22 protein-coding genes are annotated in these 19,758 nt (G+C 72.2%); 7 read left to right on the top strand and 15 right to left on the bottom strand.

Going from position 1 to position 19,758, the window contains the following annotated elements; genetic code table 11:
* Positions 1-11 precede the first annotated feature (11 nt).
* The 5 genes from ACFXOA_RS03945 to ACFXOA_RS03925 form a co-directional block, all read right to left on the bottom strand.
* A complete protein-coding gene (locus ACFXOA_RS03945) occupies positions 12-1,208 on the bottom strand; it encodes an acetylornithine transaminase (protein WP_385022035.1) in 1,197 nt (398 codons plus the stop codon).
* Positions 1,205-2,131 carry an acetylglutamate kinase gene (gene argB, locus ACFXOA_RS03940; RefSeq protein WP_385022032.1) on the bottom strand — a complete coding sequence of 309 codons (927 nt, stop codon included), beginning with the start codon at positions 2,129-2,131 and terminating at the stop codon, positions 1,205-1,207. Before argB ends, ACFXOA_RS03945 begins: the two co-directional genes overlap by 4 nt.
* A complete protein-coding gene (gene argJ, locus ACFXOA_RS03935) occupies positions 2,128-3,282 on the bottom strand; it encodes a bifunctional glutamate N-acetyltransferase/amino-acid acetyltransferase ArgJ (RefSeq protein ID WP_385022029.1) in 1,155 nt (384 codons plus the stop codon). The genes argB and argJ overlap by 4 nt, the downstream gene beginning before the upstream one ends.
* Positions 3,283-3,364: 82 nt before the next feature.
* Positions 3,365-4,393, bottom strand: a complete 1,029-nt coding sequence (argC, locus tag ACFXOA_RS03930; RefSeq protein WP_385022026.1) for an N-acetyl-gamma-glutamyl-phosphate reductase — start codon at positions 4,391-4,393, stop codon at positions 3,365-3,367.
* A 110-nt stretch (positions 4,394-4,503) separates the two neighbouring features.
* Positions 4,504-4,893 (bottom strand): hypothetical protein, encoded by a 390-nt coding sequence (locus ACFXOA_RS03925; protein WP_385022023.1) that lies wholly within the window; start codon positions 4,891-4,893, stop codon positions 4,504-4,506.
* A 119-nt stretch (positions 4,894-5,012) separates the two neighbouring features.
* On the opposite strand from ACFXOA_RS03925, the gene ACFXOA_RS03920 reads away from it, so the two are divergent.
* A complete protein-coding gene (locus ACFXOA_RS03920) occupies positions 5,013-5,642 on the top strand; it encodes an SRPBCC family protein (RefSeq protein WP_385022020.1) in 630 nt (209 codons plus the stop codon).
* Between the two features lie 66 nt (positions 5,643-5,708).
* On the opposite strand, the gene ACFXOA_RS03915 is transcribed toward ACFXOA_RS03920, so the two are convergent.
* A complete protein-coding gene (locus tag ACFXOA_RS03915; RefSeq protein ID WP_385022017.1) occupies positions 5,709-6,107 on the bottom strand; it encodes a DUF5997 family protein in 399 nt (132 codons plus the stop codon).
* A 57-nt stretch (positions 6,108-6,164) separates the two neighbouring features.
* Here ACFXOA_RS03915 and ACFXOA_RS03910 point away from each other — a divergent pair, with 57 nt between their 5' ends.
* A complete protein-coding gene (locus ACFXOA_RS03910) occupies positions 6,165-6,953 on the top strand; it encodes a LysR family substrate-binding domain-containing protein (RefSeq protein WP_385022014.1) in 789 nt (262 codons plus the stop codon).
* A 36-nt stretch (positions 6,954-6,989) separates the two neighbouring features.
* On the opposite strand, the gene ACFXOA_RS03905 is transcribed toward ACFXOA_RS03910, so the two are convergent.
* From ACFXOA_RS03905 to ACFXOA_RS03890, 4 genes are all read right to left on the bottom strand, one after another.
* A complete protein-coding gene (locus tag ACFXOA_RS03905; protein ID WP_385022011.1) occupies positions 6,990-8,153 on the bottom strand; it encodes a serine hydrolase domain-containing protein in 1,164 nt (387 codons plus the stop codon).
* A gap of 116 nt (positions 8,154-8,269) precedes the next feature.
* Positions 8,270-8,845, bottom strand: a complete 576-nt coding sequence (locus tag ACFXOA_RS03900; protein WP_385022008.1) for a histidine phosphatase family protein — start codon at positions 8,843-8,845, stop codon at positions 8,270-8,272.
* Positions 8,846-8,910: 65 nt separating this feature from the next.
* Positions 8,911-9,345, bottom strand: a complete 435-nt coding sequence (locus tag ACFXOA_RS03895; RefSeq protein WP_385022005.1) for a GNAT family N-acetyltransferase — start codon at positions 9,343-9,345, stop codon at positions 8,911-8,913.
* The gene (locus tag ACFXOA_RS03890; RefSeq protein ID WP_385022002.1) at positions 9,342-10,802 is read right to left on the bottom strand and encodes a PLP-dependent aminotransferase family protein; all 1,461 of its coding nucleotides are present in this window, start codon (positions 10,800-10,802) and stop codon (positions 9,342-9,344) included. The genes ACFXOA_RS03895 and ACFXOA_RS03890 overlap by 4 nt, the downstream gene beginning before the upstream one ends.
* Here ACFXOA_RS03890 and ACFXOA_RS03885 point away from each other — a divergent pair.
* Both ACFXOA_RS03885 and ACFXOA_RS03880 read left to right on the top strand, forming a co-directional pair.
* Positions 10,801-11,769 carry a DMT family transporter gene (locus ACFXOA_RS03885; protein ID WP_385021999.1) on the top strand — a complete coding sequence of 323 codons (969 nt, stop codon included), beginning with the start codon at positions 10,801-10,803 and terminating at the stop codon, positions 11,767-11,769. The genes ACFXOA_RS03890 and ACFXOA_RS03885 overlap by 2 nt on opposite strands.
* 42 nt (positions 11,770-11,811) lie before the next feature.
* The gene (locus ACFXOA_RS03880) at positions 11,812-12,015 is read left to right on the top strand and encodes a DUF1918 domain-containing protein (RefSeq protein WP_385021996.1); all 204 of its coding nucleotides are present in this window, start codon (positions 11,812-11,814) and stop codon (positions 12,013-12,015) included.
* Positions 12,016-12,123: 108 nt separating this feature from the next.
* Here ACFXOA_RS03880 and ACFXOA_RS03875 read toward each other — a convergent pair whose 3' ends face one another.
* Positions 12,124-13,380, bottom strand: coding sequence for a glycoside hydrolase family 10 protein (locus ACFXOA_RS03875; protein WP_385022106.1), 1,257 nt, complete (start codon positions 13,378-13,380; stop codon positions 12,124-12,126).
* Positions 13,381-13,578: 198 nt separating this feature from the next.
* On the opposite strand from ACFXOA_RS03875, the gene ACFXOA_RS03870 reads away from it, so the two are divergent.
* Complete coding sequence (locus tag ACFXOA_RS03870) at positions 13,579-14,439, top strand: 3-hydroxybutyryl-CoA dehydrogenase (protein WP_385021994.1); 861 nt, start codon at positions 13,579-13,581, stop codon at positions 14,437-14,439.
* A gap of 189 nt (positions 14,440-14,628) precedes the next feature.
* On the opposite strand, the gene ACFXOA_RS03865 is transcribed toward ACFXOA_RS03870, so the two are convergent.
* A complete protein-coding gene (locus ACFXOA_RS03865) occupies positions 14,629-16,026 on the bottom strand; it encodes an FAD-dependent oxidoreductase (protein WP_385021991.1) in 1,398 nt (465 codons plus the stop codon).
* Positions 16,027-16,274: 248 nt separating this feature from the next.
* On the opposite strand from ACFXOA_RS03865, the gene ACFXOA_RS03860 reads away from it, so the two are divergent.
* Positions 16,275-16,697 (top strand): ArsR/SmtB family transcription factor, encoded by a 423-nt coding sequence (locus tag ACFXOA_RS03860; protein WP_385021988.1) that lies wholly within the window; start codon positions 16,275-16,277, stop codon positions 16,695-16,697.
* A 163-nt stretch (positions 16,698-16,860) separates the two neighbouring features.
* Here ACFXOA_RS03860 and arsB read toward each other — a convergent pair whose 3' ends face one another.
* Both arsB and ACFXOA_RS03850 read right to left on the bottom strand, forming a co-directional pair.
* On the bottom strand, positions 16,861-17,940 hold the full coding sequence (gene arsB / locus ACFXOA_RS03855; protein ID WP_385021985.1) for an ACR3 family arsenite efflux transporter: 1,080 nt from the start codon (positions 17,938-17,940) through the stop codon (positions 16,861-16,863).
* A complete protein-coding gene (locus tag ACFXOA_RS03850; protein WP_385021982.1) occupies positions 17,937-18,245 on the bottom strand; it encodes an ArsR/SmtB family transcription factor in 309 nt (102 codons plus the stop codon). Before ACFXOA_RS03850 ends, arsB begins: the two co-directional genes overlap by 4 nt.
* A 90-nt stretch (positions 18,246-18,335) precedes the next feature.
* Between ACFXOA_RS03850 and ACFXOA_RS03845 the strand changes: the two genes are divergently transcribed.
* On the top strand, positions 18,336-18,749 hold the full coding sequence (locus tag ACFXOA_RS03845; protein ID WP_385021979.1) for an arsenate reductase ArsC: 414 nt from the start codon (positions 18,336-18,338) through the stop codon (positions 18,747-18,749).
* A gap of 449 nt (positions 18,750-19,198) precedes the next feature.
* Here the strand turns inward: ACFXOA_RS03845 and ACFXOA_RS03840 are convergent, their stop codons facing one another.
* The gene (locus ACFXOA_RS03840; protein WP_385021977.1) at positions 19,199-19,729 is read right to left on the bottom strand and encodes an NUDIX domain-containing protein; all 531 of its coding nucleotides are present in this window, start codon (positions 19,727-19,729) and stop codon (positions 19,199-19,201) included.
* Positions 19,730-19,758 lie beyond the last annotated feature (29 nt).

Raw genomic sequence — 19,758 nt, 5'->3', positions numbered from 1 at the left:
TCTCCGGATGGTCACTCTCCGGATCGTCCGTCCCCGTGGGCCGCTTCGAGGGCTTCCGGCAGAATCCGCAGGAAGGCGTCCACCTCGGCGTCGCCGATGATCAGCGGCGGCATGAGCCGTACGACGTCGGGTGCGGGCGCGTTCACCAGGAGTCCGGCTCCCTGGGCCGCCTGCTGAACCTTCGCGGCGTGCGGCCCGGTGAGCACGATACCCAGCAGCAGCCCGGAGCCGCGGACGTGGGAGACCAGCGGGTGCCCGAGACCCTCGACGCCCTCCCTGATCCGCTCGCCGAGCCGCTTCACCTCGTCCAGGACGCCGTCGGCGGCCAGCGTGTCCAGTACGGCGAGCGCGGCGGCGCAGACGACGGGGTTGCCGCCGAAGGTGGTCCCGTGATGCCCCGGCTTCAGGAGGTCGGCGGCCGGGCCGAAGGCGACGGTGGCGCCGATCGGCAGCCCGCCTCCGAGCCCCTTCGCGAGGGTGACGACATCCGGCTCGACGCCCTGGTGCGCCTGGTGCTCGAACCAGTGTCCGCAGCGGCCGATGCCGGTCTGCACCTCGTCCAGGACGAGCAGGGTGCCGGTGGCCCGGGTGATCTCCCGGGCCGCTTCCAGGTAGCCGGCGGGCGGGACGACCACGCCGTACTCCCCCTGGATCGGCTCGATGATCAGCAGCGCGGTGTCCGTGGTCACCGCGGCCCGGAGTGCCTCGACGTCGCCGAACGGCACATGGGTGACGTCGCCGGGCAGGGGCAGGAACGGGGTGCGCTTGCCCTCCTGGCCGGTGAGCGCGAGGCTGCCCATCGTCCGTCCGTGGAAGCCGTTCTCGGTGGCGACCATGTGGGTCCGGCCGGTCAGCCGGCCGATCTTGAAGGCCGCTTCGTTGGCCTCGGCGCCCGAGTTGCTGAAGAAGACCCTGCCGGTGCGTCCGAACAGCTGCAGGAGCCGCTCGGCGAGGGCGATGGGCGGCGGGGCGGTGTAGAGGTTGGAGACATGGCCGAGGGTGGCCATCTGCCGGGACACGGCCTCGGCCACCGCGGGGTGGGCGTGGCCGAGCGCGTTGACCGCGATCCCCCCGACGAAGTCGAGGTACTCGCTTCCCTCGGCGTCCCACACCCGGGCGCCCTCGCCGCGCACCAGCGGCAGCTGGGGGGTGCCGTAGTTGTCCATCAGTGCGCCCTGCCAGCGCTGTGCGTACTCCGCGTTGCTCATGACTCCCCCTCTGCGTGCGGCTGTGCGGCGGCGGCGTGGTCGGGCACGACCATGGTGCCGATGCCCTCGTCGGTGAAGATCTCCAGCAGGATCGAGTGCTGCACCCGGCCGTCGATGACACGGGCGGTCTCGACCCCGTTGCGTACGGCGTGGAGGCAGCCCTGCATCTTGGGCACCATGCCGCTCGACAGGTCGGGCAGCAGCTTCTCCAGCTCGGTCGCGGTGAGGCGGCTGATGACGTCGTCGCTGTTGGGCCAGTCCTCGTAGAGGCCCTCGACGTCGGTCAGGACCATCAGCGTCTCGGCACCCAGCGCCGCCGCGAGGGCCGCGGCCGCGGTGTCGGCGTTGACGTTGTAGACGTGGTTGTCCTCGGCGGAGCGGGCGATGGACGAGATCACCGGGATCCGTCCGTCGTCGAGCAGCGCCTGGATGGCCCCGGTGTCTATGGCGGTGATCTCACCGACGCGGCCGATGTCCACGGCCTCGCCGTCGATCACCGGGCGGTGCTGTACGGCGGTGATCGTGTGCGCGTCCTCGCCCGTCATGCCGACGGCGAGCGGACCGTGCTGGTTCAGCAGCCCGACGAGCTCGCGCTGCACCTGGCCGGCGAGCACCATGCGTACGACGTCCATGGCCTCGGGGGTGGTGACGCGCAGTCCGGCCTTGAACTCGCTGACCAGGCCCTGCTTGTCGAGCTGTGCGCTGATCTGCGGGCCGCCGCCGTGCACGACGACGGGCTTGAGGCCCGCGTGCCGCAGGAAGACCACGTCCTGGGCGAAGGCGGCCTTCAGCTCCTCGTCGATCATGGCGTTCCCGCCGAACTTGATGACGACGGTCTTTCCGTTGTGCCGGGTGAGCCAGGGCAGGGCCTCGATGAGGATCTGGGCCTTCGGCAGCGCGGTGTGCTTCCTCGCGGCGCTCATGAGCTGTACGCGCTGTTCTCGTGGACGTACTCGGCGGTCAGGTCGTTGGCCCAGATGACGGCCGACTCGCTGCCCGCGGCGAGGTCGGCGGTGATCCTGACCTCCCGGTAGCGCATGTCGACCAGCTCACGGTCCTCGCCGACGCTGCCGTTCTTGCACACCCACACGTCGTTGATCGCGACGTTCAGCTGGTCGGGCTCGAAGACGGCCTTCGTGGTGCCGATCGCGGAGAGGACACGGCCCCAGTTGGGGTCCTCGCCGTGGATGGCGCACTTGAGGAGGTTGTTGCGGGCGATGCTCCGGCCGACCTCGACGGCGTCGTCCTCGGTCGCCGCGTTGACGACCTCGATCCGGATGTCCTTGGAGGCGCCCTCGGCGTCGCCGATCAGCTGACGGGCGAGGTCGGCGCAGACACTCTGCACGGCCCGGTCGAACTCCGCCAGGTCCGGGGCGATTCCGCTCGCCCCGGAGGCGAGCAGGAGCACGGTGTCGTTGGTCGACATGCAGCCGTCGGAGTCGACCCGGTCGAAGGTGGTGCGGGTGGCGGCGCGCAGCGCGGCGTCCAGCGCGGGCGCCTCGACGTCGGCGTCGGTGGTGAGGACGACCAGCATGGTGGCGAGGCCGGGAGCGAGCATGCCCGCGCCCTTGGCCATCCCGCCGACGGTCCAGCCCTCGCCCCCCGCGACCGCGGTCTTGTGGACGGTGTCGGTGGTCTTGATGGCGATGGCGGCCTTCTCGCCGCCGTGTTCGCTGAGCGCCTCGGCGGCCTTCTCGATGCCGGGCAGGAGCTTGTCCATGGGGAGGAGCAGACCGATCAGCCCGGTCGAGGCGACGGCGACCTCGCCGGCGCTGTGGCCGGGGAGGACCTCGGCCGCCTTCTCGGCGGTGGCGTGGGTGTCCTGGAACCCCTGGGGGCCCGTACAGGCGTTGGCTCCACCGGAGTTGAGGACGACGGCGGTCACCTCGCCGCCCCTGAGCACCTGTTCCGACCAGAGGACGGGCGCTGCCTTGACCCGGTTGGAGGTGAAGACGCCCGCGGCGGCGCGGCGCGGCCCGTTGTTGACCACGAGGGCGAGGTCCGGGTCACCGCTGTCCTTGATCCCGGCGGCGATCCCCGCCGCCGTGAATCCCTTGGCTGCCGTGACGCTCACTTCATCTCCTCGTTCTCGTGCGCGTGGTACGACCGCGCGGTGTCCGTCGTCGGCTGCAGCCCGGCGGCTGCGCCCGTGCCGTTCACGGCGCGACTCCGATCGTGGAGAGGCCCGTGTCCTCGGGAAGCCCGAGGGCGATGTTCATGCTCTGCAGGGCGCCGCCCGCGGTGCCCTTGGCGAGGTTGTCGATCGCGCTGATCACGACGACACGGCCGGCCGCCTCGTCGTACGCGACCTGGATCTGGACAGCGTTGGAGCCGTACACGGCGGCGGTGGAGGGCCACTGGCCCTCGGGCAGCAGGTCGACGAACGGCTCGTCGGCGAAGGCCTTCTCGTAGGCGGCGCGCAGCGAGTCGGCGCTCACCCCCGGCTTGGCCTTCGCGCTGCAGGTGGCGAGGATGCCGCGGGGCATGGGCGCGAGGGTCGGGGTGAACGACACGGTGACGGGCCCGCCGGCGACGGCGCCGAGGTTCTGGATCATCTCGGGGGTGTGCCGGTGGACTCCGCCGACGCCATAGGGCGTCATGTTGCCCATGACCTCGGATCCGAGCAGGTGCGGCTTGGCCGCCTTGCCCGCGCCGGAGGTCCCGGAAGCGGCGACGACCACGGCCTCGGCCTCGGCCAGCCCCGCGGCGTACGCCGGGAAGAGGGCGAGGGAGACGGCCGTCGGGTAGCAGCCGGGCACCGCGATGCGCTTGGTCCCCTCCAGGGCGGCACGCGCCCCGGGCAGCTCGGGCAGGCCGTAGGGCCAGGTCCCGGCGTGCGGGGAGCCGTAGAACTTCTCCCAGTCGGCGGCGTCCTTCAGCCGGAAGTCGGCGCCCATGTCGACGACGAGCACCTCGTCGCCGAGCTGCTCGGCCACGGCGGCGGACTGCCCGTGCGGGAGTGCCAGGAAGACCACGTCGTGCCCGGCGAGCACCTCGGCGGTGGTGGGCTGGAGCACCCGGTCGGCCAGCGGCCTCAGGTGCGGCTGCAACGCTCCCAGCCGCTCACCGGCGTTGGAGTGGGCGGTGAGTGCCCCGATCTCGATCCGGGGATGGGTGAGCAGCAGGCGGAGGAGTTCCCCGCCGGCGTATCCGCTCGCTCCCGCCACTGCCGCACGTACCACCATCGGACATCCTCCTCATCGATGGCATGACTATACGCTGCAATGCAGTGTTATGCAAAAACCGGGTGTCATCCGAAGGATCACAGGTCCGCACTCCGTCGGCGGCTGCGCCCTCAGCCGGGCGCGGCGGAGGCCCGGAAGCGCTCCAGGAGCGCCTGACCCCGGGGCCCGTCGGCGTCGAAGAACTGCGTGGCCAGGGCGGGCGGTACGGCGGGGCCGTGCATGCGGACCTCGTGGCACCGGAAGCAGAACGCCGCCTCGAACAGCAGGAGGTCGAGGGAGCTCTCGTACGCCCGCATGCCCCAGCCGGGCGAGAAGCCGCATCGGTGCTGTTCACCGTCAGGGAGGGCCGTGACGGCGGCGAAGGCCTCGGTGATCTCGTCCCCGACCCAGTGGGCGAGCACCTCACCCGGGTAGGACGCGCCGCCCCCGGGCCGGAGGGCCGTGATGCGCACGACTTCCACCAGCGCTGCGGTGTCCGAGGCGTCCGGGGGCAGTCTCATGCACGCATTCTCGCAGGGCCTGCGAAGCGCCGGGCGTGTGGTGACGCGGGCCGGGCCGGACTTCGGTTACATGGCCGGGGGGTCGCACGGCGGCCCGTGAACCGAGGGAAGGAGCGGCCATGAGCGGGGTTCTCGACGAGATCGGCCTGGTGCACCGCGAGGTGGGGACACTGCGGGCGGGTGAGGAGGAGGCGGGCACCGTGCTGCTCCGGCGCAGCTTCGACGCGGCGCTCGCGGAGGTCTGGGACGCGGTGACCACGCCGGAGCGGATCACCCGATGGTTCCTGCCGGTGACCGGGGAGTTCCGGGTGGGCGGGAAGTACCAGCTGGAGGGGAACGCCGGTGGCGAGATCCTCGAATGCGTGGCCCCCGAGCGGCTGCGGGTGTCCTGGCTGTTCGGCCCCGACCCCGGCTTCAGCGAGGTCGAGGTGCGGCTCGCTCCGGACGGCGAAGGCCGGACGGTGTTCGAGCTGGAACACCTGGCCGTGGTCCCGGAGGAGTTCCGGAGCCAGTACGGTCCGGGCGCGGTAGGCATCGGCTGGGACCTGGCGCTGCTGGGGCTCGGGTGGCACCTGGAGGGCGGCGGGCTCGACCAGGACCCCGCCGAGTGGCAGTCCTCCCCCGAGGCGAAGGCCTTCGTGGCGCGGTCGGGCGAGGAGTGGGGGCGCGCCTTCGCGGCCTCGGGCGCGGATCCGGAGACGGTGACGGCGACGACCGTGGCGACGATCGCCTTCTACACGGGCGAGTAGCCCCACCGGAAGGCTCCGGCCCCGCCCGGGCTCGGGGATCGGGCGAGGCCGGCGGCACCTCTCGGTTCAGTCGCGGGAGCCCTTCTCCGCACGTGCGGCGTTGCGCTCCTTGATGCGCACCGCTTCCTTGCGGACCTCGGCCTGGGTGGCGCGCTCCTTCCGGAGCCACTCGGGGTCGTCCTGCTTCAGGGCGTCGATCTGCTCGGTGGTGAGCGGCTCGGTCACGCCGCCGCGGGCGAGGCCGGCGATGGAGACGCCGAGCTTGGATGCGACCACGGGCCGCGGGTGCGGTCCGGTGCGGCGCAGGTCCTGCAGCCACTGCGGCGGGTCGGACTGCAGCGCGTTCAGCTCGGCGCGCGAGACGACGCCCTCCTGGAACTCGGCGGGGGTGGCTTCGAGGTACACACCCAGCTTCTTCGCCGCGGTGGCGGGCTTCATGGTCTGGGTGGTCTGGTGCGACGTCATGATGTCCAGGGTATCGAGCGTGCGCGGCCTCTCCGACCAGGCCGGTAGCCTTGCGGGGTGACAGGCTCGGAAGTACCCCCCGTGTTCCGGCTCGCGTACGTCCCGGGCGTGACCCCCACCAAGTGGGTGCGGATCTGGAACGAGCGGCTGCCCGGCACCCCGCTGACCCTCGTCGGCGTACCCGCGGCGGACGCCGAGGGGCTGCTGCGTGACGGGGGCGCGGACGCCGGGTTCCTGCGGCTGCCCGTCGACCGCACGTTCCTCAGCGCCATCCCCCTCTACACGGAGACGACCGTGGTCGTCGTCCCCAAGGACCACGAGGCGACCGCCGTCGAGGAGATGCCGGTCGAGGCCCTGGCCGACGAGATCCTGCTGCATCCCCTGGACGACACCCTCGGCTGGGAGCGCCCTCCGGGCCGCCCCGCCTTCGAGCGGCCGGCCACCACCGAGGACGCGATCGAGCTGGTGGCCGCGGGTATCGGCCTGCTCGTCGTCCCGCAGTCCCTGGCCCGCCTGTACCACCGCAAGGACCTCACCTACCGCCCGCTGACGGGTGCGCCCGAGTCGCGCATCGCCCTGTCGTGGCCGGAGGAGAAGACGACGGACCTGGTGGAGGAGTTCATCGGGATCGTCCGGGGGCGGACCGTGAACAGCACGCGGGGCCGGCCCCCGACACCGCCGCAGCCCAGGGCCGGGCGCAGCGAGAAGGGCGGCGGGAAGGGCGGGGCCCCGCGCAGGGCCGCGGCCGGCGGGACGCCCCGGGGCGGTGCGGGCTCCGCGAAGAACCCCAAGGGCGGCAAGGGCGGAGCCGCCGGCAGGCGCGGAAAGCCCCGCCGCCGGCCCTGACGGGCGGCGGGGCGCCCCTGGTGCGCCCGCGTCGGGTCAGCGATCCGTCCCGAGGGCCCCGTACACGGCGTCGACCAGGGCCGTCTTGCGCGGGTCGTCGGCGATGTGCGGGCCCATCCGGTTCATGACGTAACCGATCGAGACGCCGGCCTCCGGGTCCGCGAGCCCGCAGGAGCCGCCCGCCCCGTCGTGGCCGACCGCGCGCGGGTTGGGGCCGTACGAACCGTTCGGGCCGCTCAGCCAGAGACCGAGACCGAGCTCGGTCTCATGGGTGAAACCCGCGCCGAGCACCAGGTCGCGGCAGGGGCCCTGCCCCTCGCGGATCCGCTCGGCGGCCTCCTCGGAGAGGATCCTGCGGCCGTCGAGGCTGCCGCGTCCCGCAACGATGCCGTAGAGGGCGGCCACCGCGCGGGCGGTGCCGTGTCCGTTGGCGGCGGGGATCTCGGCGGCCCGCCACTCGGGGGTGTTGGCTGCAGCGATGCCGGTACCGGGGTTGAGCAGCGAGGCGACGGCCACCGGTTCCATCAGGGCGAAGAGGGCTGCCTGTTCGCGTGCGACCGCCTTCGGCTGCACCAGTTCGGCGACCCGTCCGGCGTCCTTCTCAGGGAGGCCGACGCTGAAGTCGATGCCGAGGGGGTCCGTGATCTCCTGCCGCAGGAACTCCCCGGGCAGCAGCCCGGTGATCCGGCGGACGACCTCGCCGACGAGGAAGCCGTAGGAGATGGCGTGGTAACCGGAGCGGGTACCGGGCTCCCACCAGGGGGCGGTGGCCGCGAGGCGGGCCGTGGTGGTCTCCCAGTCGTAGAGCTCGGCCAGGGTGTGCGGGTCGCGCAGGCCCGCGACACCCGACCGGTGCGAGAGGAGGTGGCGCACCCGCACCGACTCCTTGCCCTCGGAGGCGAATTCGGGCCAGTACGCGGCCACCGGGGCGTCCAGGTCCAGCAGGCCCCGGTCGGCGAGGACATGGGCGCAGAGCGCGGTCGGGCCCTTCGTGGTGGACCAGACGTTGACGACGGTGTCACGCTCCCAGGCGCGGGTACGGGCGCCGTCGGCCCAGCCGCCCCAGAGGTCCACGACGGGAGCGCCGTCGAGGAGGACGGTGACCGCCGCCCCCAGCTCGTCCCGCTCGGTGAAGTTGGCCTCGAAGGCGTCACGCACCGCGGCGAACCGGTCGTCACAGTGGCCATGGATCTGCGGCACGGGTCTCTCCTCGTCTCGATGGCACGCACCATACCGACTGGTCGGACCGGCGGGAAGGCGCATGGCACCCCCTTCCCCCCGCCGGGTGATCGACGGCGGCCCCGGGTGCCCGCCGCTCAGTGGCCGAGCGCCTCGAAGCTCAGGCTCCAGCGGCCCGGTGAGCCCGTGATGGTGACGGTGGAGAGCGGTCTGACGTCGACGTTCCAGTACGCCGACGGCGGGGCCTTCAGGGCGTACACCAGCGCGGCGCGGACGACGGCGGGTTCCGCGACGGCGACCAGCGCCCCGTCCTCGACCGGCCGGGTGTCGAGCCAGTACCCCACCCGGGATATGAAGGCCAGCAGGGACTCACCGCCGTGCGGGGCGGAGCGCGGGTCGGCGAGCCAGGCATCGACCGCGGCCGGCTCCCTGGCGGCCACCTCCGAGAGGGTCAGACCGCGCCAGCGGCCCATGTCGCAGTCCCGCAGTGCGAGTTGGACGAGGGGCGCGAAGCCGAGCGCGTCGCCGGTGGCACGGCTGCGGGGTGTCGGCGAGCAGTAGCGGAGTTCGGCGGCGCCCAGGCCCACCAGGGTGCGGGCGGCGAGCTGGACCTCACGCCAGCCGGCGTGGTCGAGCGGCCGGTCGTCGTCGAACCGCTCGGCGAGGAGGGCGGAGCTGCGCGCCGCGGCGACCAGGGACACCCGAACACTCATGGGCGCGATCGTGGGGCCAGGCGCCGCGCCGGTCAAGAGGGCCCCTTCGGCCTTGCGCGGCCGTCTCAGCCCATCTGCAGTGCCATCCACATGTCCGGTTCGGCGAGCGGGGTGAACCCCAGCTTCGCGTAGACCCCGTGGGCGTCCTTGGTGGCCAGGACGAACCGGCGCACCCCCAGCGGGGCCAGTTCGTCCCGCACCGCGGTGACGAGCCGCGTGCCGAGCCCCTGTCCGCGAGCGGGACGGTCGACGTAGACGTCGCAGATCCAGGCGAAGGACGCGCGGTCGGTCACCACCCGGACGTACGCCGCCTGTTCGCCGGAGGCGCTGTCGTACGCACCGAGGTTGAGGGAACCGGCGATCATCCTGTCCTGCTGGTCCCTGGTCCGCCCGAGGGCCCAGTAGGCGTCGGTGGACAGCCAGTGATGGACCCGGGCGGCGTCGATCCGTGCGGGGTCGAAGGAGATCGCGAAGGTCCCGCCGATGCTGTCGTCGCTCATCCGGGGAGGCTATCTCCCGCGGCCCCGAGTCCGTCGACGGCTTCACGGAGCCTGCGCACCCCCTCGGCGATCTCGGCCGGGCCGGACACGGCGGCATGGCTCAGCCTGATGTGTCCGGCCGGGGGTTCGGCGCAGTGGTAGGGGCGGCCGGGTGCGACGGCCACACCGGCCCGCAGAGCGGCCGACACCAGCGCGGACTCGCGCGCGGCAGGGCCGGGCAGCCTGAGCCAGAGCGTGCCGCCGCCCGACGGTACGTGCGCCAGGGCGAGTTCAGGAAGGTGGGTGCGCACCGCCGCGGTCATCGCCGTACGACGGTCCGCGAGTTCGGCGGCGACGGTCCGCAGATGGCGCTCCCAGGCAGGGGAACCCACCAGTTCGAGGGCCGCCTCCTGGAGGGGGCGCGGGACGAAGAAGCTGTCGACGACCTGGATGGCGCGCAGCCGCTCCAGGACGGGGCCACGGGCGGCCAGCGCACCGACACGCAGGCTGGGAGAGGTGACCTTGGTGAGGGAGCGGACGTGGACGACGACGCCGTCCGGGTCGTGGGCGGCGAGAGGCTCGGGCAGGGGCCCGGCGTCCGCGTGGACGAGCCGGCGGGCGAAGTCGTCCTCGACGACGAAGGCGCCGGCGTTCCTCGCCGCCCGCACGACGCGTTCGCGCCGCCCGGGGGCGAGCACCGCGCCGGTGGGGTTCTGGAAGAGCGGCTGGCAGACGAGGACCCTGGCCCCGGTGGTGCGGAAGGCGTCCTCGAGCAGTTCGGGCCGCACCCCGTCCTCGTCCACGGGCACCGGCACCGGGCGCAGCCCGGTGGCGCGGGCGGCGGCCAGCATGCCGGGATAGGTGGGCGACTCGACGAGGACGGGGGCACCGGGCGGGGCGAGCGCCCGCAGTGCGGTGGTCAGGGCGCTCTGGCCGCCCGCGGTGATCAGGACGTCCGAAGGGGTGAGGGTGGCCCCGATCTCCCTGGCGAACCATGCGCGCAGTTCGGGGAGCCCGTCGGTGGGCGGCCTGCCCCACGCGCCCGGCCTGCGGCCCGCCCTGGCCAGTGCGGCCGCCAGGGCGCGTTCCGGCTGCAGACCGGGGTGGAGGTAACCGCCGTTGAACTCGATCACCCCGGCCGGCGGTGCGTCGAGGGTCACGAGGACGCCTGAGGCGTCGACCGTACGCGGTACGACCTCGGGTCCGCTGTCACCGCTCAGGGACACCTCCTGCCAGGAGGTGTCCCCCGCGACGGGCGCGGCTCGGCGCACTTCGGCCCTGAAGGCGCCTGATCCGGGCCGGGTGACGACCAGCCCCTCCGCGACGAGCTGGGCGACCGCCCGGGAGACCGTCACCGGGCTCACGTTGAAGCGCTCGACCAGCGCACGACTGGACGGCAGCTTTCCACCAGGCGAGTAGCGGTTGACCTCGGCCCGCAGGGAAGTCACTAGTTCGGCGGCGCTGCTACGCTGCTGCATGAGAGCAGAGAATAGCGCTACCACTCGGTCACCGATAGCGGTCGATACGACCGGAGCCTCCGCGCACCGGCGCGGTCCGGGCAGCGGTGTCGTGCTCGCCGGGCTCGGCGTCCTGGCCTTCTCACTGACGTTCCCCTCGACGGTGTGGGGCCTGGAGAGCTTCGGCCCCTGGTCCCTGGTCGCGCTGCGGAGCGTGCTGGCCGCGCTGATCGCCGGATGCGCGCTGCTCGCGGGCCGGGTCCCCCTGCCCGAGCGCCGCCACCGGGCCGGTCTCGTCGTCGTCGCGGGCGGGGTGGTGGTGGGCTTCCCCCTGCTGACCTCGCTCGCCCTGCAGACCTCGACGACATCGCACGCGGCCGTCGTGGTCGGCCTGCTGCCGCTGACGACCGCACTCGTCTCCGCGCTGCGTACCGGCGCCCGCCCCCCGCGCGCCTTCTGGGCCGCGGCGCTGACCGGTGCGGCCGTGGTGATCGCCTTCACCGTCCAGCAGAGCGGCGGGGCGCTCTCGCGGAGCGATCTGTACCTCTTCGCGGCCCTGCTGGTCTGCGCGGCGGGTTACACCGAGGGCGGCAGACTGGCCCAGGTGATGCCGGGCTGGCAGGTGATCGGATGGGCGCTCGTCCTCTGCCTGCCGCTCTCGTCGGCCGGGGCGGCCGTGGCGCTGCGGTCCGAACCGGTCCACCTCACGGCTCACGGCGTGATCGGCCTGGTCTGGGTGGCCGTGGTGTCGACCTTCCTCGGCCTGTACGTCTGGTACCGGGGCATGGCGCAGATCGGGGTGCCCCGGGCCAGCCAGCTCCAGCTGGCACAGCCGCTGCTGACCCTGGTCTGGTCGTTCCTCGCACTCGGCGAGGAGGTGTCCCCCGCGGCCCCGGTGGCGGCGGTGGCCGTGCTGGTCTGCATCGCCGTGACCCAGAGCGCGGGCGGCACACGCCGTACGGGGGCCGGTGCGCCCGTACGGTCATAGACTTGTCGACATGGACCGCCACGCGTGAGGAGGTCACTCCCGATGGAGGCACACACCGGCGACCGGCTGCTGACTCACGGCAGGACCGTGGGGCAGCACGACAGGGTCGCAGAGATCGTCGAGGTACTCGGTGACGGGGGCGGGCCCCCGTACCGGCTGCGCTTCGAGGACGGGCACGAATCGATCAGATCCCCCGGTCCGGACAGCGTCGTCCAGCACAAGGCCCCCGAGGACCAGGGCCGGTAGGACGCGCGGACGTGTGTGCGCCGGGAGCACGAGTGGTTCCCGGCGCACGCGCCGCACGGTGCCGCCCGGCCGGGCCGGCGGGGGTTTGAGCCGGGCGTGAGGGCGCTGTCAGCCGGGTGTGCGGGCCCTCGCCTGGTAGTGGTCGGCCACCACCCTCGCCATCGCCCCGATCGGGTCGGACTTCACCTGCTTCGCCGAGAAGTAGACGTGGCCTCCGACCTCCGGGTGACCGGCCGCGAGGTCGAGGTGCCGGGAGAGTTCCGCGGGATCCTGCCAGGCGGCCGGCTGGGCGGGGTCACCGGCCTTGTAGAGCGCTTCTCCGACGTACAGCCCGACGCCTGTGCCACGGACGGTCCCGGCCCACCAGGAGACCAGCTTCGCGTAGTCCGCGGCGGCGAAGCCGATGTTCCAGTAGGCCTGCGGGCAGATGTAGTCGATCCAGCCCTCCTTGACCCACTTGCGGGTGTCCGCGTGCAGGTCGTCGTAGGTCTGCACTCCGGCCGCGGTGTCGGAACCGAGCGGGTCGGTCGTGGCGTTGCGCCAGACGGCGAAGGGGCTGATGCCGAACTTGACCCCGCTCCTGACCTCCTTGATCCGGGCCGCGGTCTCACTCACCAGCCGGTCGGTGTTGTCACGGCGCCAGGCGGCCTTGGTCCCGAAGTCCCCGCCGTACCGCTCGTAGGCGTCGTCGTCGTCGAAGACCTGGCCCGCCACCGGGTAGGGGTAGAAGTAGTCGTCCCAGTGCACCGCGTCGACGGCGTAGCGGCTCACCGCGTCGAGCATGGCGTCCTGCACGAACTTCCTGACCTCGGGCAGACCCGGGTTGTAGTAGAGCTTCCCGCCGTAGGGCAGGACCCAGTCGGGATGGAGCCGGGCGGGGTGCGAGGCGGCCAGGCGCGAGGGGTCCGTGTGGTTGGCGACCCGGTACGGGTTGAACCAGGCGTGCAGTTCCAGGCCGCGGGCGTGCGCCTCGCGCACCGCGGTGCCCAGCGGGTCCCACCCCGGGTCCTTGCCCTGGACTCCGGTGAGGCACTGGGCCCAGGGCTCGTAGGACGAGGGCCAGAGGGCGTCGGCGCTCGGCCGGACCTGGAGGACCACGGCGTTCAGCCGCAGCTCGACCGCACGGTCCAGGTGGGCGAGCAGCTCGGCCTCCTGGGCCGCGGCGCTCAGGCCGGGCGCGGAGGGCCAGTCCAGGTTGGCGACCGTGGCGATCCACACACCCCGCAGCTCGCCCGTCTCCGCCCTGTGGCGCCGGTGCCGGGCACCGCCCGGCCGGTGCGCCGCGACCGCGTCACCCGCCGTCATCAGTGCGGCCACCGTGCTCGCCGCGCCCAGCACCAAGGACCTTCGGCCCATACGACGCATCTGTGTACCTTTCATATCGCTTGTCCCTGTATGTCACATCGATAGTGCGTGACGCAGATCATGCCCGTCGAAGGACCCTTCGACCCGCGGCTCACCCAAGGCTGAACGCGGGTTAACGTCATGGGGTCGAGGCGGGCACCGGAAACGCACGGGGACTGCCGCACGGAGATCAGCGAAAGGCACGAGGTGACGGACTCTATGGCCGACATTGCACGCGTCGGAGTGGTGGGCTGTGGCCAGATGGGCGCAGGCATCGCGGAGGTGTGCGCCCGCAGCGGCCTCGAGGTCAGGGTGGCTGAGACCACCGGCGAGGCACTGGAGATAGGGCGCACCCGTCTGCACAACTCCCTCTCCAAGGCCGCCGAACGCGGCAAGATCACCGTGGAGGAGCGGGACGAGACCCTCGCGCGCCTCAGCTTCACCACCGACCTCGGCGAGTTCGCCGACCGCGACCTGGTGATCGAGGCCGTGGTCGAGAACGAGCAGGTCAAGACCGAGATCTTCCAGGTACTCGATCAGGTGGTGACCCGGCCGGACGCCATCCTCGCCTCGAACACCTCCTCCATCCCGCTCGTGAAGCTGGCCGTGGCCACCTCCCGGCCGGACCAGGTCATCGGGATCCACTTCTTCAACCCGGCCCCGGTGCAGCGGCTCGTCGAGCTGATCCCCGCGCTCACGACGTCCGACGAGACGATAAAGCGTGCCGAGGCGGTGGTGCAGAACGTGCTGGACAAGCACGCGATCCGCGCCCAGGACCGTTCCGGCTTCGTCGTGAACGCCCTGCTGATCCCGTACCTCCTCTCGGCGATCCGGATGTTCGAATCCGGGATCGCCAGCCGTGAGGACATCGACAACGGCATGGAGATGGGCTGCGCCCACCCCATGGGCCCGCTGAAGCTCGCCGACCTCATCGGCCTGGACACCGTGGCCTCGGTCGCCGACTCGATGTACGCGGAGTACAAGGAGCCCCTGTACGCCGCTCCCCCGCTCCTCCAGCGGATGGTCGACGCGGGCCGGCTCGGCCGCAAGACGGGCTCGGGCTTCTACCCGTACGGGTGACGGCCCGTCGGCGGGCCCGGCGCTCAGGCGGCCGGGTCCGCCGGTGAGGTACCGACCGTGGCGGAGCCGCGTGCGGCCCTCGACGCCTGCCGTTCGGCCTGATCGGGCCGACCCGAGGCGTGACGTACCACGCGCGCAACCCCGCGTGGGAGCGCGCTCGTTGTGCCGCTCAGGGGTGCCCGGGTTCCGTCACGAGCCGCAGCAGCCGCCGGCCGGCGCGTCCTCGGCGGCCGCGGCAGGGGTGGCGACGGGGGCGCCCACGCCGAGCCGCACCGGGGCGGATGCCGGTGCGGCGCAGCACCCCGCGTCCTCGCTCTGGGCTGCGGCGGGGTCGTCGAAGAGTCCGGCGCCGCCGCAGACCCCGGTCTCGGGGAGGGTGAGTTCGACGCGGTCGGCCGCTTCGGTGTCGCCTGCGATGGCGGCAGCGACGGAGCGGACCTGCTCGTAGCCGGTCATGGCCAGGAACGTCGGGGCGCGCCCGTAGGACTTCATGCCGACCAGGTAGACACCGGGTTCGGGGTGGGACAGCTCGCGGTGGCCGTGCGGGTAGACGGTGCCACAGGAGTGCTGGTTGGGGTCGATCAGCGGTGCCAGCTCCGTCGGAGCCTGGAGGCGTTCGTCGAGGCCGAGGCGGATCTCGGAGAGGAACGACAGATCGGGGCGCAGCCCGGTCAGCACGACGACCTCGTCCACCGGGTCGAGCTTGCGACCGTCCTCGCCGACGAGGATGAGGCGACCGGTGCCGTCGCGTTCGACGGCACCGGTACGGAAGCCCGTGACCGCGTCGGCGTGGCCTTCGTCGACGGCGGCCTTCGCGGCCAGGCCGAGGGCACCGCGCGCGGGGAGCTGGTCGGCGCTGCCGCCTCCGAAGGTGGATCCGCTGATACCGCGCCGCAGGATCCAGACCGCGTGGGTGCCCGGCTCGTCCCTCGCGGTGTCGGCGAGGGACGCGAGCGCGGTGAAGGCGGAGGCGCCGGAGCCGATGACCGCGGTGCGCTTGCCGGCGTAGCGGGCTCGGACGGCCGGATCCCTGAGGTCGGGCACGCGGTAGGTGATGCGGTCGGCCGCCGCCCCTTCCCCCAGGGCGGGCAGGCCGGAGGCGCCGGCGGGGCTCGGGGTGGACCAGGTGCCGGAGGCGTCGACGACGGCGCGGGCGAAGACGCGCTCCTCGCCGGCGGGGGTGGCGAGGTGGACGACGAAGGGCTGGGTCTCCCGCTCCGCGTCGACGATGCGGTCACGGCCGCTTCGGGACACCCCGGTGACCGTGGCGCTGTACCGGACGCGGTCGCCGAGAAGGCCGGCGAGGGGCTGCAGATACTGCTCGGCCCATTCGCCGCCGGACGGATAGGTGCCCGCCGCGGGCTTGGTCCAGCCGGTCGGCGCGAGAAGCTTCTCGGCGGCCGGGTCGGTGAGCTCGCCCCACGTGGAGAACAGCCGCACATGACTCCATTCGCGGACAGCCGAGCCGGCGGTATCACCTGCCTCCAGGACGAGGAGCTCGATGCCGCGCTCCAAGAGGTGGGCGGCGGCGGCCAACCCGGTGGGACCGGCTCCGATGACGACGACGGGAAGCTGCGAGGTGCTCATGGTTCTCGGTCTCCTCAGGAGGCGAAGGGCGGCGTGCATGGGTACGGCGGTCAGCCGGGCCTCCAGCCCGTTCCCCGCCACCCGGACGGCACCGTCACCGGCCTCACGCGGCGGTCGCGGAAGGGGGCGGCGCGGAGGCTCAGGCCGCGCCGGGCGGGGCCCCGGTCATGGCGCCATGACCCCTTTGATTCGATGGTTGTCGATATGAAGAGCTTGCCACCTGCTTGGACGAGCGTCAATATAGACGCATGTCGAATTCAGACGGTGCGGGGATCCCGGTCCTCCAGGAGGAAGCCGTGATGCCGTGCTGCCCGCCGATAGCGGCAGGCGAGCTGTCACAGGCGGACGCGGAGAAGATGGCCGCCATGTTCAAGGCGCTGTCGGACCCCGTGCGGTTGCGGCTCTTCTCACGGATCGCCTCGCACCCGGCCGGCGAGGCATGCGTCTGCGACATCGCGGACGTCGGCGTCTCGCAGCCGACGGTCTCCCATCACCTGAAGAAGCTGCGGGAGGCCGGTCTGCTGACGTCGCAGAAGCGTGGGACGTGGGTCTACTACCAGGTCGCACCCTCCGTCGTGGCCGGCATGTCCGGCATGCTCGATCTGGGCGCCCAACCGGTACGTGCCACCCGTCAGCCGGAGATCCCGGGCGGGCCGCAGCGCGGCCGGTAGTTCGCGAGCCCGCCCGTTCGCATACGTGCCGGCACCGTCCGCCCGGGTACGGGACCCGCCCGCGATCCTTCCGGACGGCACCGCGCCGCGACCAGGTGGCGAGGATCGCGACCGGCAGCGGTTCCGGGACTCACCACCGGTCACCGGACGCCGGTGTCGGGTGTCACGCGACTGCGAACGTTCGCCGCCAGGCGAGCGAGACGTGGACGAGGGCGACGAGGACCGGGACCTCGATGAGCGGGCCCACCACCCCGGAGAGCGCCTGTCCGGAGGTCACGCCGAAGGTGGCGATGGCTACGGCGATGGCCAGTTCGAAGTTGTTGCCGGCCGCGGTGAACGCGAGGGTGGCGGTGCGTTCGTAGGACAGGCCGATCACCTTGCCGAGCAGGAAGGTTCCGAACCACATGATCGCGAAGTAGACCACCAGCGGCAGCGCGATACGCGCTACGTCCAGGGGCTGCGAGGTGATGGTCTTCCCCTGCAGCGCGAACAGGACGACGATCGTGAACAGCAGCCCGTAGAGCGCCCAGGGGCCGATCCTGGGAAGGAAGGTGTTCTCGTAGGACTCGCGGCCGACCTGCTTCTCGCCGATGCGGCGGGTCAGGAAGCCGGCGAGCAGGGGGACGCCGAGGAAGAAGACGACGTTCAGTGCGATCTTCCACATGGAGATGTCCAGCGACTGGCCGTCGCCGAGGCCGAGCCACCCGGGCAGGAGGTCGAGGTAGAACCAGCCGAGGACGCCGAACGCGATGACCTGGAAGACGGAGTTCAGAGCCACCAGGACGGCTGCCGCCTCACGGTCGCCGCAGGCAAGGTCGTTCCAGATGATGACCATGGCGATGCAGCGGGCCAGTCCGACGATGATCAGGCCGGTGCGGTATTCGGGCAGGTCCGCGAGGAAGATCCAGGCCAGGGCGAACATCACCGCGGGGCCGACGATCCAGTTGACGACCAGCGAGGAGATCATCAGCCGTCGGTCGCCCGTGACGGCGCCCAGGCGGTCGTAACGGACCTTCGCGAGTACCGGATACATCATGGTCAGCAGGCCGACCGCGATCGGCAGCGAGATGCCGCCGATCTCGACCTCGGCCAGTGCGTCGTCGAGGCCGGGGATCAGCCGGCCGAGCCCCAGGCCGAGGCCCATGGCGATCAGGATCCAGACCGCGAGGAAGCGGTCGAGTGTCGACAACTTGGCGACGACCGAGGATTCCCCGGTGGTGGCAGCAGGTTCGGTGCGGGTCACGGACAGGCCCTCTTGTTCTCCACGGCGGTGCGCGCGGTGGCGGCCAGCGCGGCGAACCGGTCTGCGAGCTGCGCGATGACGTCGGGCCGCAGCCGGTAGTAGGTGAAGCGCCCGCACGGCTCGGTCTCCACGATCCCCGCCTCGCGCAGCACTCTCAGATGGTTGGAGAGGTTGGTCTGCTTCGCACCGGTCTCCTCGACGAGGTGGGTGGTGCACAGCGTCTCGCGGGCGAGGAGGGTCACGATCCGGAGCCGCAGGGGGTCTCCCAGAACCCGGATCAGTTCAGTGTCGACTGACGTCATCATGGACTGATACTTTCACATCAGTGGTCACTGACACCACCGAACGCTGACATGAGTCCGTTCCGCGCCCGAACCCGAATGAATGGGACCGCGATGCCCGAGAAGCCCTCCGTGCTGTTCGTCTGTGTCCACAACGCCGGCCGGTCCCAGATGGCGGCCGCGTGGCTGAAGCACCTCGCCGGGGACCGCGTCGAAGTCCGCTCCGCCGGATCAGCCCCCACCGGCTCCGTGAACCCCGCGGCCGTCGAGGCGATGAGTGAGGTCGGCATCGACATGTCGGCGGCTACTCCCACGGTCCTGACCGTGGACTCGGTGAGAGCCTCGGACGTCTGCATCACGATGGGCTGCGGCGACGTCTGCCCGGTCTTCCCCGGCAAGCGCTACCTGGACTGGGAGCTGGACGACCCGGCCGGTCGAGGCGTCGAAGCCGTGCGCCCCATCCGCGATGAGATCAGGAAGCTCGTCGAAGAGCTCATCGAGGAGGTGGCCCCTGAAGCCGCGAAATGAGCTCCGGGCACGGGGCCTTGGAGATCATGGCGCGCCCGGCCCAACCCGCCGCGCCCGCAACCGCACCCGCACCCGCACCCGCACCCGGACGGCAACCGCCGCGCTGATACCTCCGGTGCTCGACGCGTGGTGACCACCGGAGTCGCACCGATCCGGCCACCGGGCCGGGAGCCGCCCGGGCTTCCGTGACGGCGCCACAAGGCCCCGGCGCCCCGGACCACGCACGGCGGGGCGGGGCGGCGCGGCGCCGAGTCGGTTCCGTACGAGGTGCGCGGCCCCACCGCCGACTTCGGCGAGGCCGTCAGGACCGTCACCCGCACGGACGACGCCGAGCCGATCGGACGGGGCAGCGGGGCCGCAGGGGCGGCTCGGGCGGCCGCCCTACGCGCGAACCGCCGGACGGGACCGGGGCTTCACCTTCTCCGAAGGCCCCGCCCCGGCCCGCGCCGTCACCCCGGCAGCATGTGATGGAGCATCAGCAGCCCCGCCGCCATTCCGGCGGCCGGTATCTCCCCACGTGCCACCATGTCCGGCACCAGCTTCAGCGGGACCCACTCGCGGCGCGAGGACTCGAAGTCGTCCGCGGGGTGGCCGGTGTACGTCGCCTCCCGGGACCAGAAGAGATGGTGGCGGGCGTCGACGAGCCCGCCCGCCGGTTCCACCGTCATCAGCGGGAGCAGCTCACCGGGCCGCCAGCCGGTCTCCTCCTCCAGCTCGCGCGCGGCCGCCGCGGTGATGTCCTCGCCGTCCTCGACGACCCCCGCGGCCAGCTCCCACCCCCAGCTGTCCGTGATGAACCGGTGCCGCCACAGGAGCAGGACTTCGTTCGCCTCGTTGACGACCGTCGCTGCGGCGACGGCGCGGAGCCGGATGAGGAAGTGGTCCAGGTGTCGGCCGTCCGGGAGGACCACATCCGCCAGATTGACCCGGAACCACGGATTCTCGTACACGGTCTGCTCGTTCAGGTTCGTCCACTGCACAGTTCTGCCACCTTCCGACTGGTCGATGG

It is taken from the genome of Streptomyces sp. NPDC059166, from assembly GCF_042755185.1.
Taxonomy (GTDB): Bacteria; Actinomycetota; Actinomycetes; order Streptomycetales; family Streptomycetaceae; genus Streptomyces.
Note: the sequence above shows the minus strand (reverse complement) of the source record. Positions and strands in the feature narration are given on the sequence as shown.

Coding starts and splice junctions, on each gene's coding strand:
- ACFXOA_RS03880 (WP_385021996.1), top strand. CDS start 11,812: ATGGAGGCACACACCGGCGACCGGCTGCTGACTCACGGCAGGACCGTG.
- ACFXOA_RS03920 (WP_385022020.1), top strand. CDS start 5,013: ATGAGCGGGGTTCTCGACGAGATCGGCCTGGTGCACCGCGAGGTGGGG.
- ACFXOA_RS03890 (WP_385022002.1), bottom strand. CDS start 10,802: ATGCAGCAGCGTAGCAGCGCCGCCGAACTAGTGACTTCCCTGCGGGCC.
- ACFXOA_RS03900 (WP_385022008.1), bottom strand. CDS start 8,845: ATGAGTGTTCGGGTGTCCCTGGTCGCCGCGGCGCGCAGCTCCGCCCTC.
- ACFXOA_RS03925 (WP_385022023.1), bottom strand. CDS start 4,893: ATGAGACTGCCCCCGGACGCCTCGGACACCGCAGCGCTGGTGGAAGTC.
- ACFXOA_RS03895 (WP_385022005.1), bottom strand. CDS start 9,345: ATGAGCGACGACAGCATCGGCGGGACCTTCGCGATCTCCTTCGACCCC.
- ACFXOA_RS03915 (WP_385022017.1), bottom strand. CDS start 6,107: ATGACGTCGCACCAGACCACCCAGACCATGAAGCCCGCCACCGCGGCG.
- ACFXOA_RS03845 (WP_385021979.1), top strand. CDS start 18,336: ATGCCCGAGAAGCCCTCCGTGCTGTTCGTCTGTGTCCACAACGCCGGC.
- ACFXOA_RS03870 (WP_385021994.1), top strand. CDS start 13,579: ATGGCCGACATTGCACGCGTCGGAGTGGTGGGCTGTGGCCAGATGGGC.
- ACFXOA_RS03885 (WP_385021999.1), top strand. CDS start 10,801: ATGAGAGCAGAGAATAGCGCTACCACTCGGTCACCGATAGCGGTCGAT.
- argC (WP_385022026.1), bottom strand. CDS start 4,393: ATGGTGGTACGTGCGGCAGTGGCGGGAGCGAGCGGATACGCCGGCGGG.
- ACFXOA_RS03875 (WP_385022106.1), bottom strand. CDS start 13,380: ATGCGTCGTATGGGCCGAAGGTCCTTGGTGCTGGGCGCGGCGAGCACG.
- argB (WP_385022032.1), bottom strand. CDS start 2,131: ATGAGCGCCGCGAGGAAGCACACCGCGCTGCCGAAGGCCCAGATCCTC.
- ACFXOA_RS03945 (WP_385022035.1), bottom strand. CDS start 1,208: ATGAGCAACGCGGAGTACGCACAGCGCTGGCAGGGCGCACTGATGGAC.
- ACFXOA_RS03860 (WP_385021988.1), top strand. CDS start 16,275: ATGTCGAATTCAGACGGTGCGGGGATCCCGGTCCTCCAGGAGGAAGCC.
- ACFXOA_RS03850 (WP_385021982.1), bottom strand. CDS start 18,245: ATGATGACGTCAGTCGACACTGAACTGATCCGGGTTCTGGGAGACCCC.
- ACFXOA_RS03865 (WP_385021991.1), bottom strand. CDS start 16,026: ATGAGCACCTCGCAGCTTCCCGTCGTCGTCATCGGAGCCGGTCCCACC.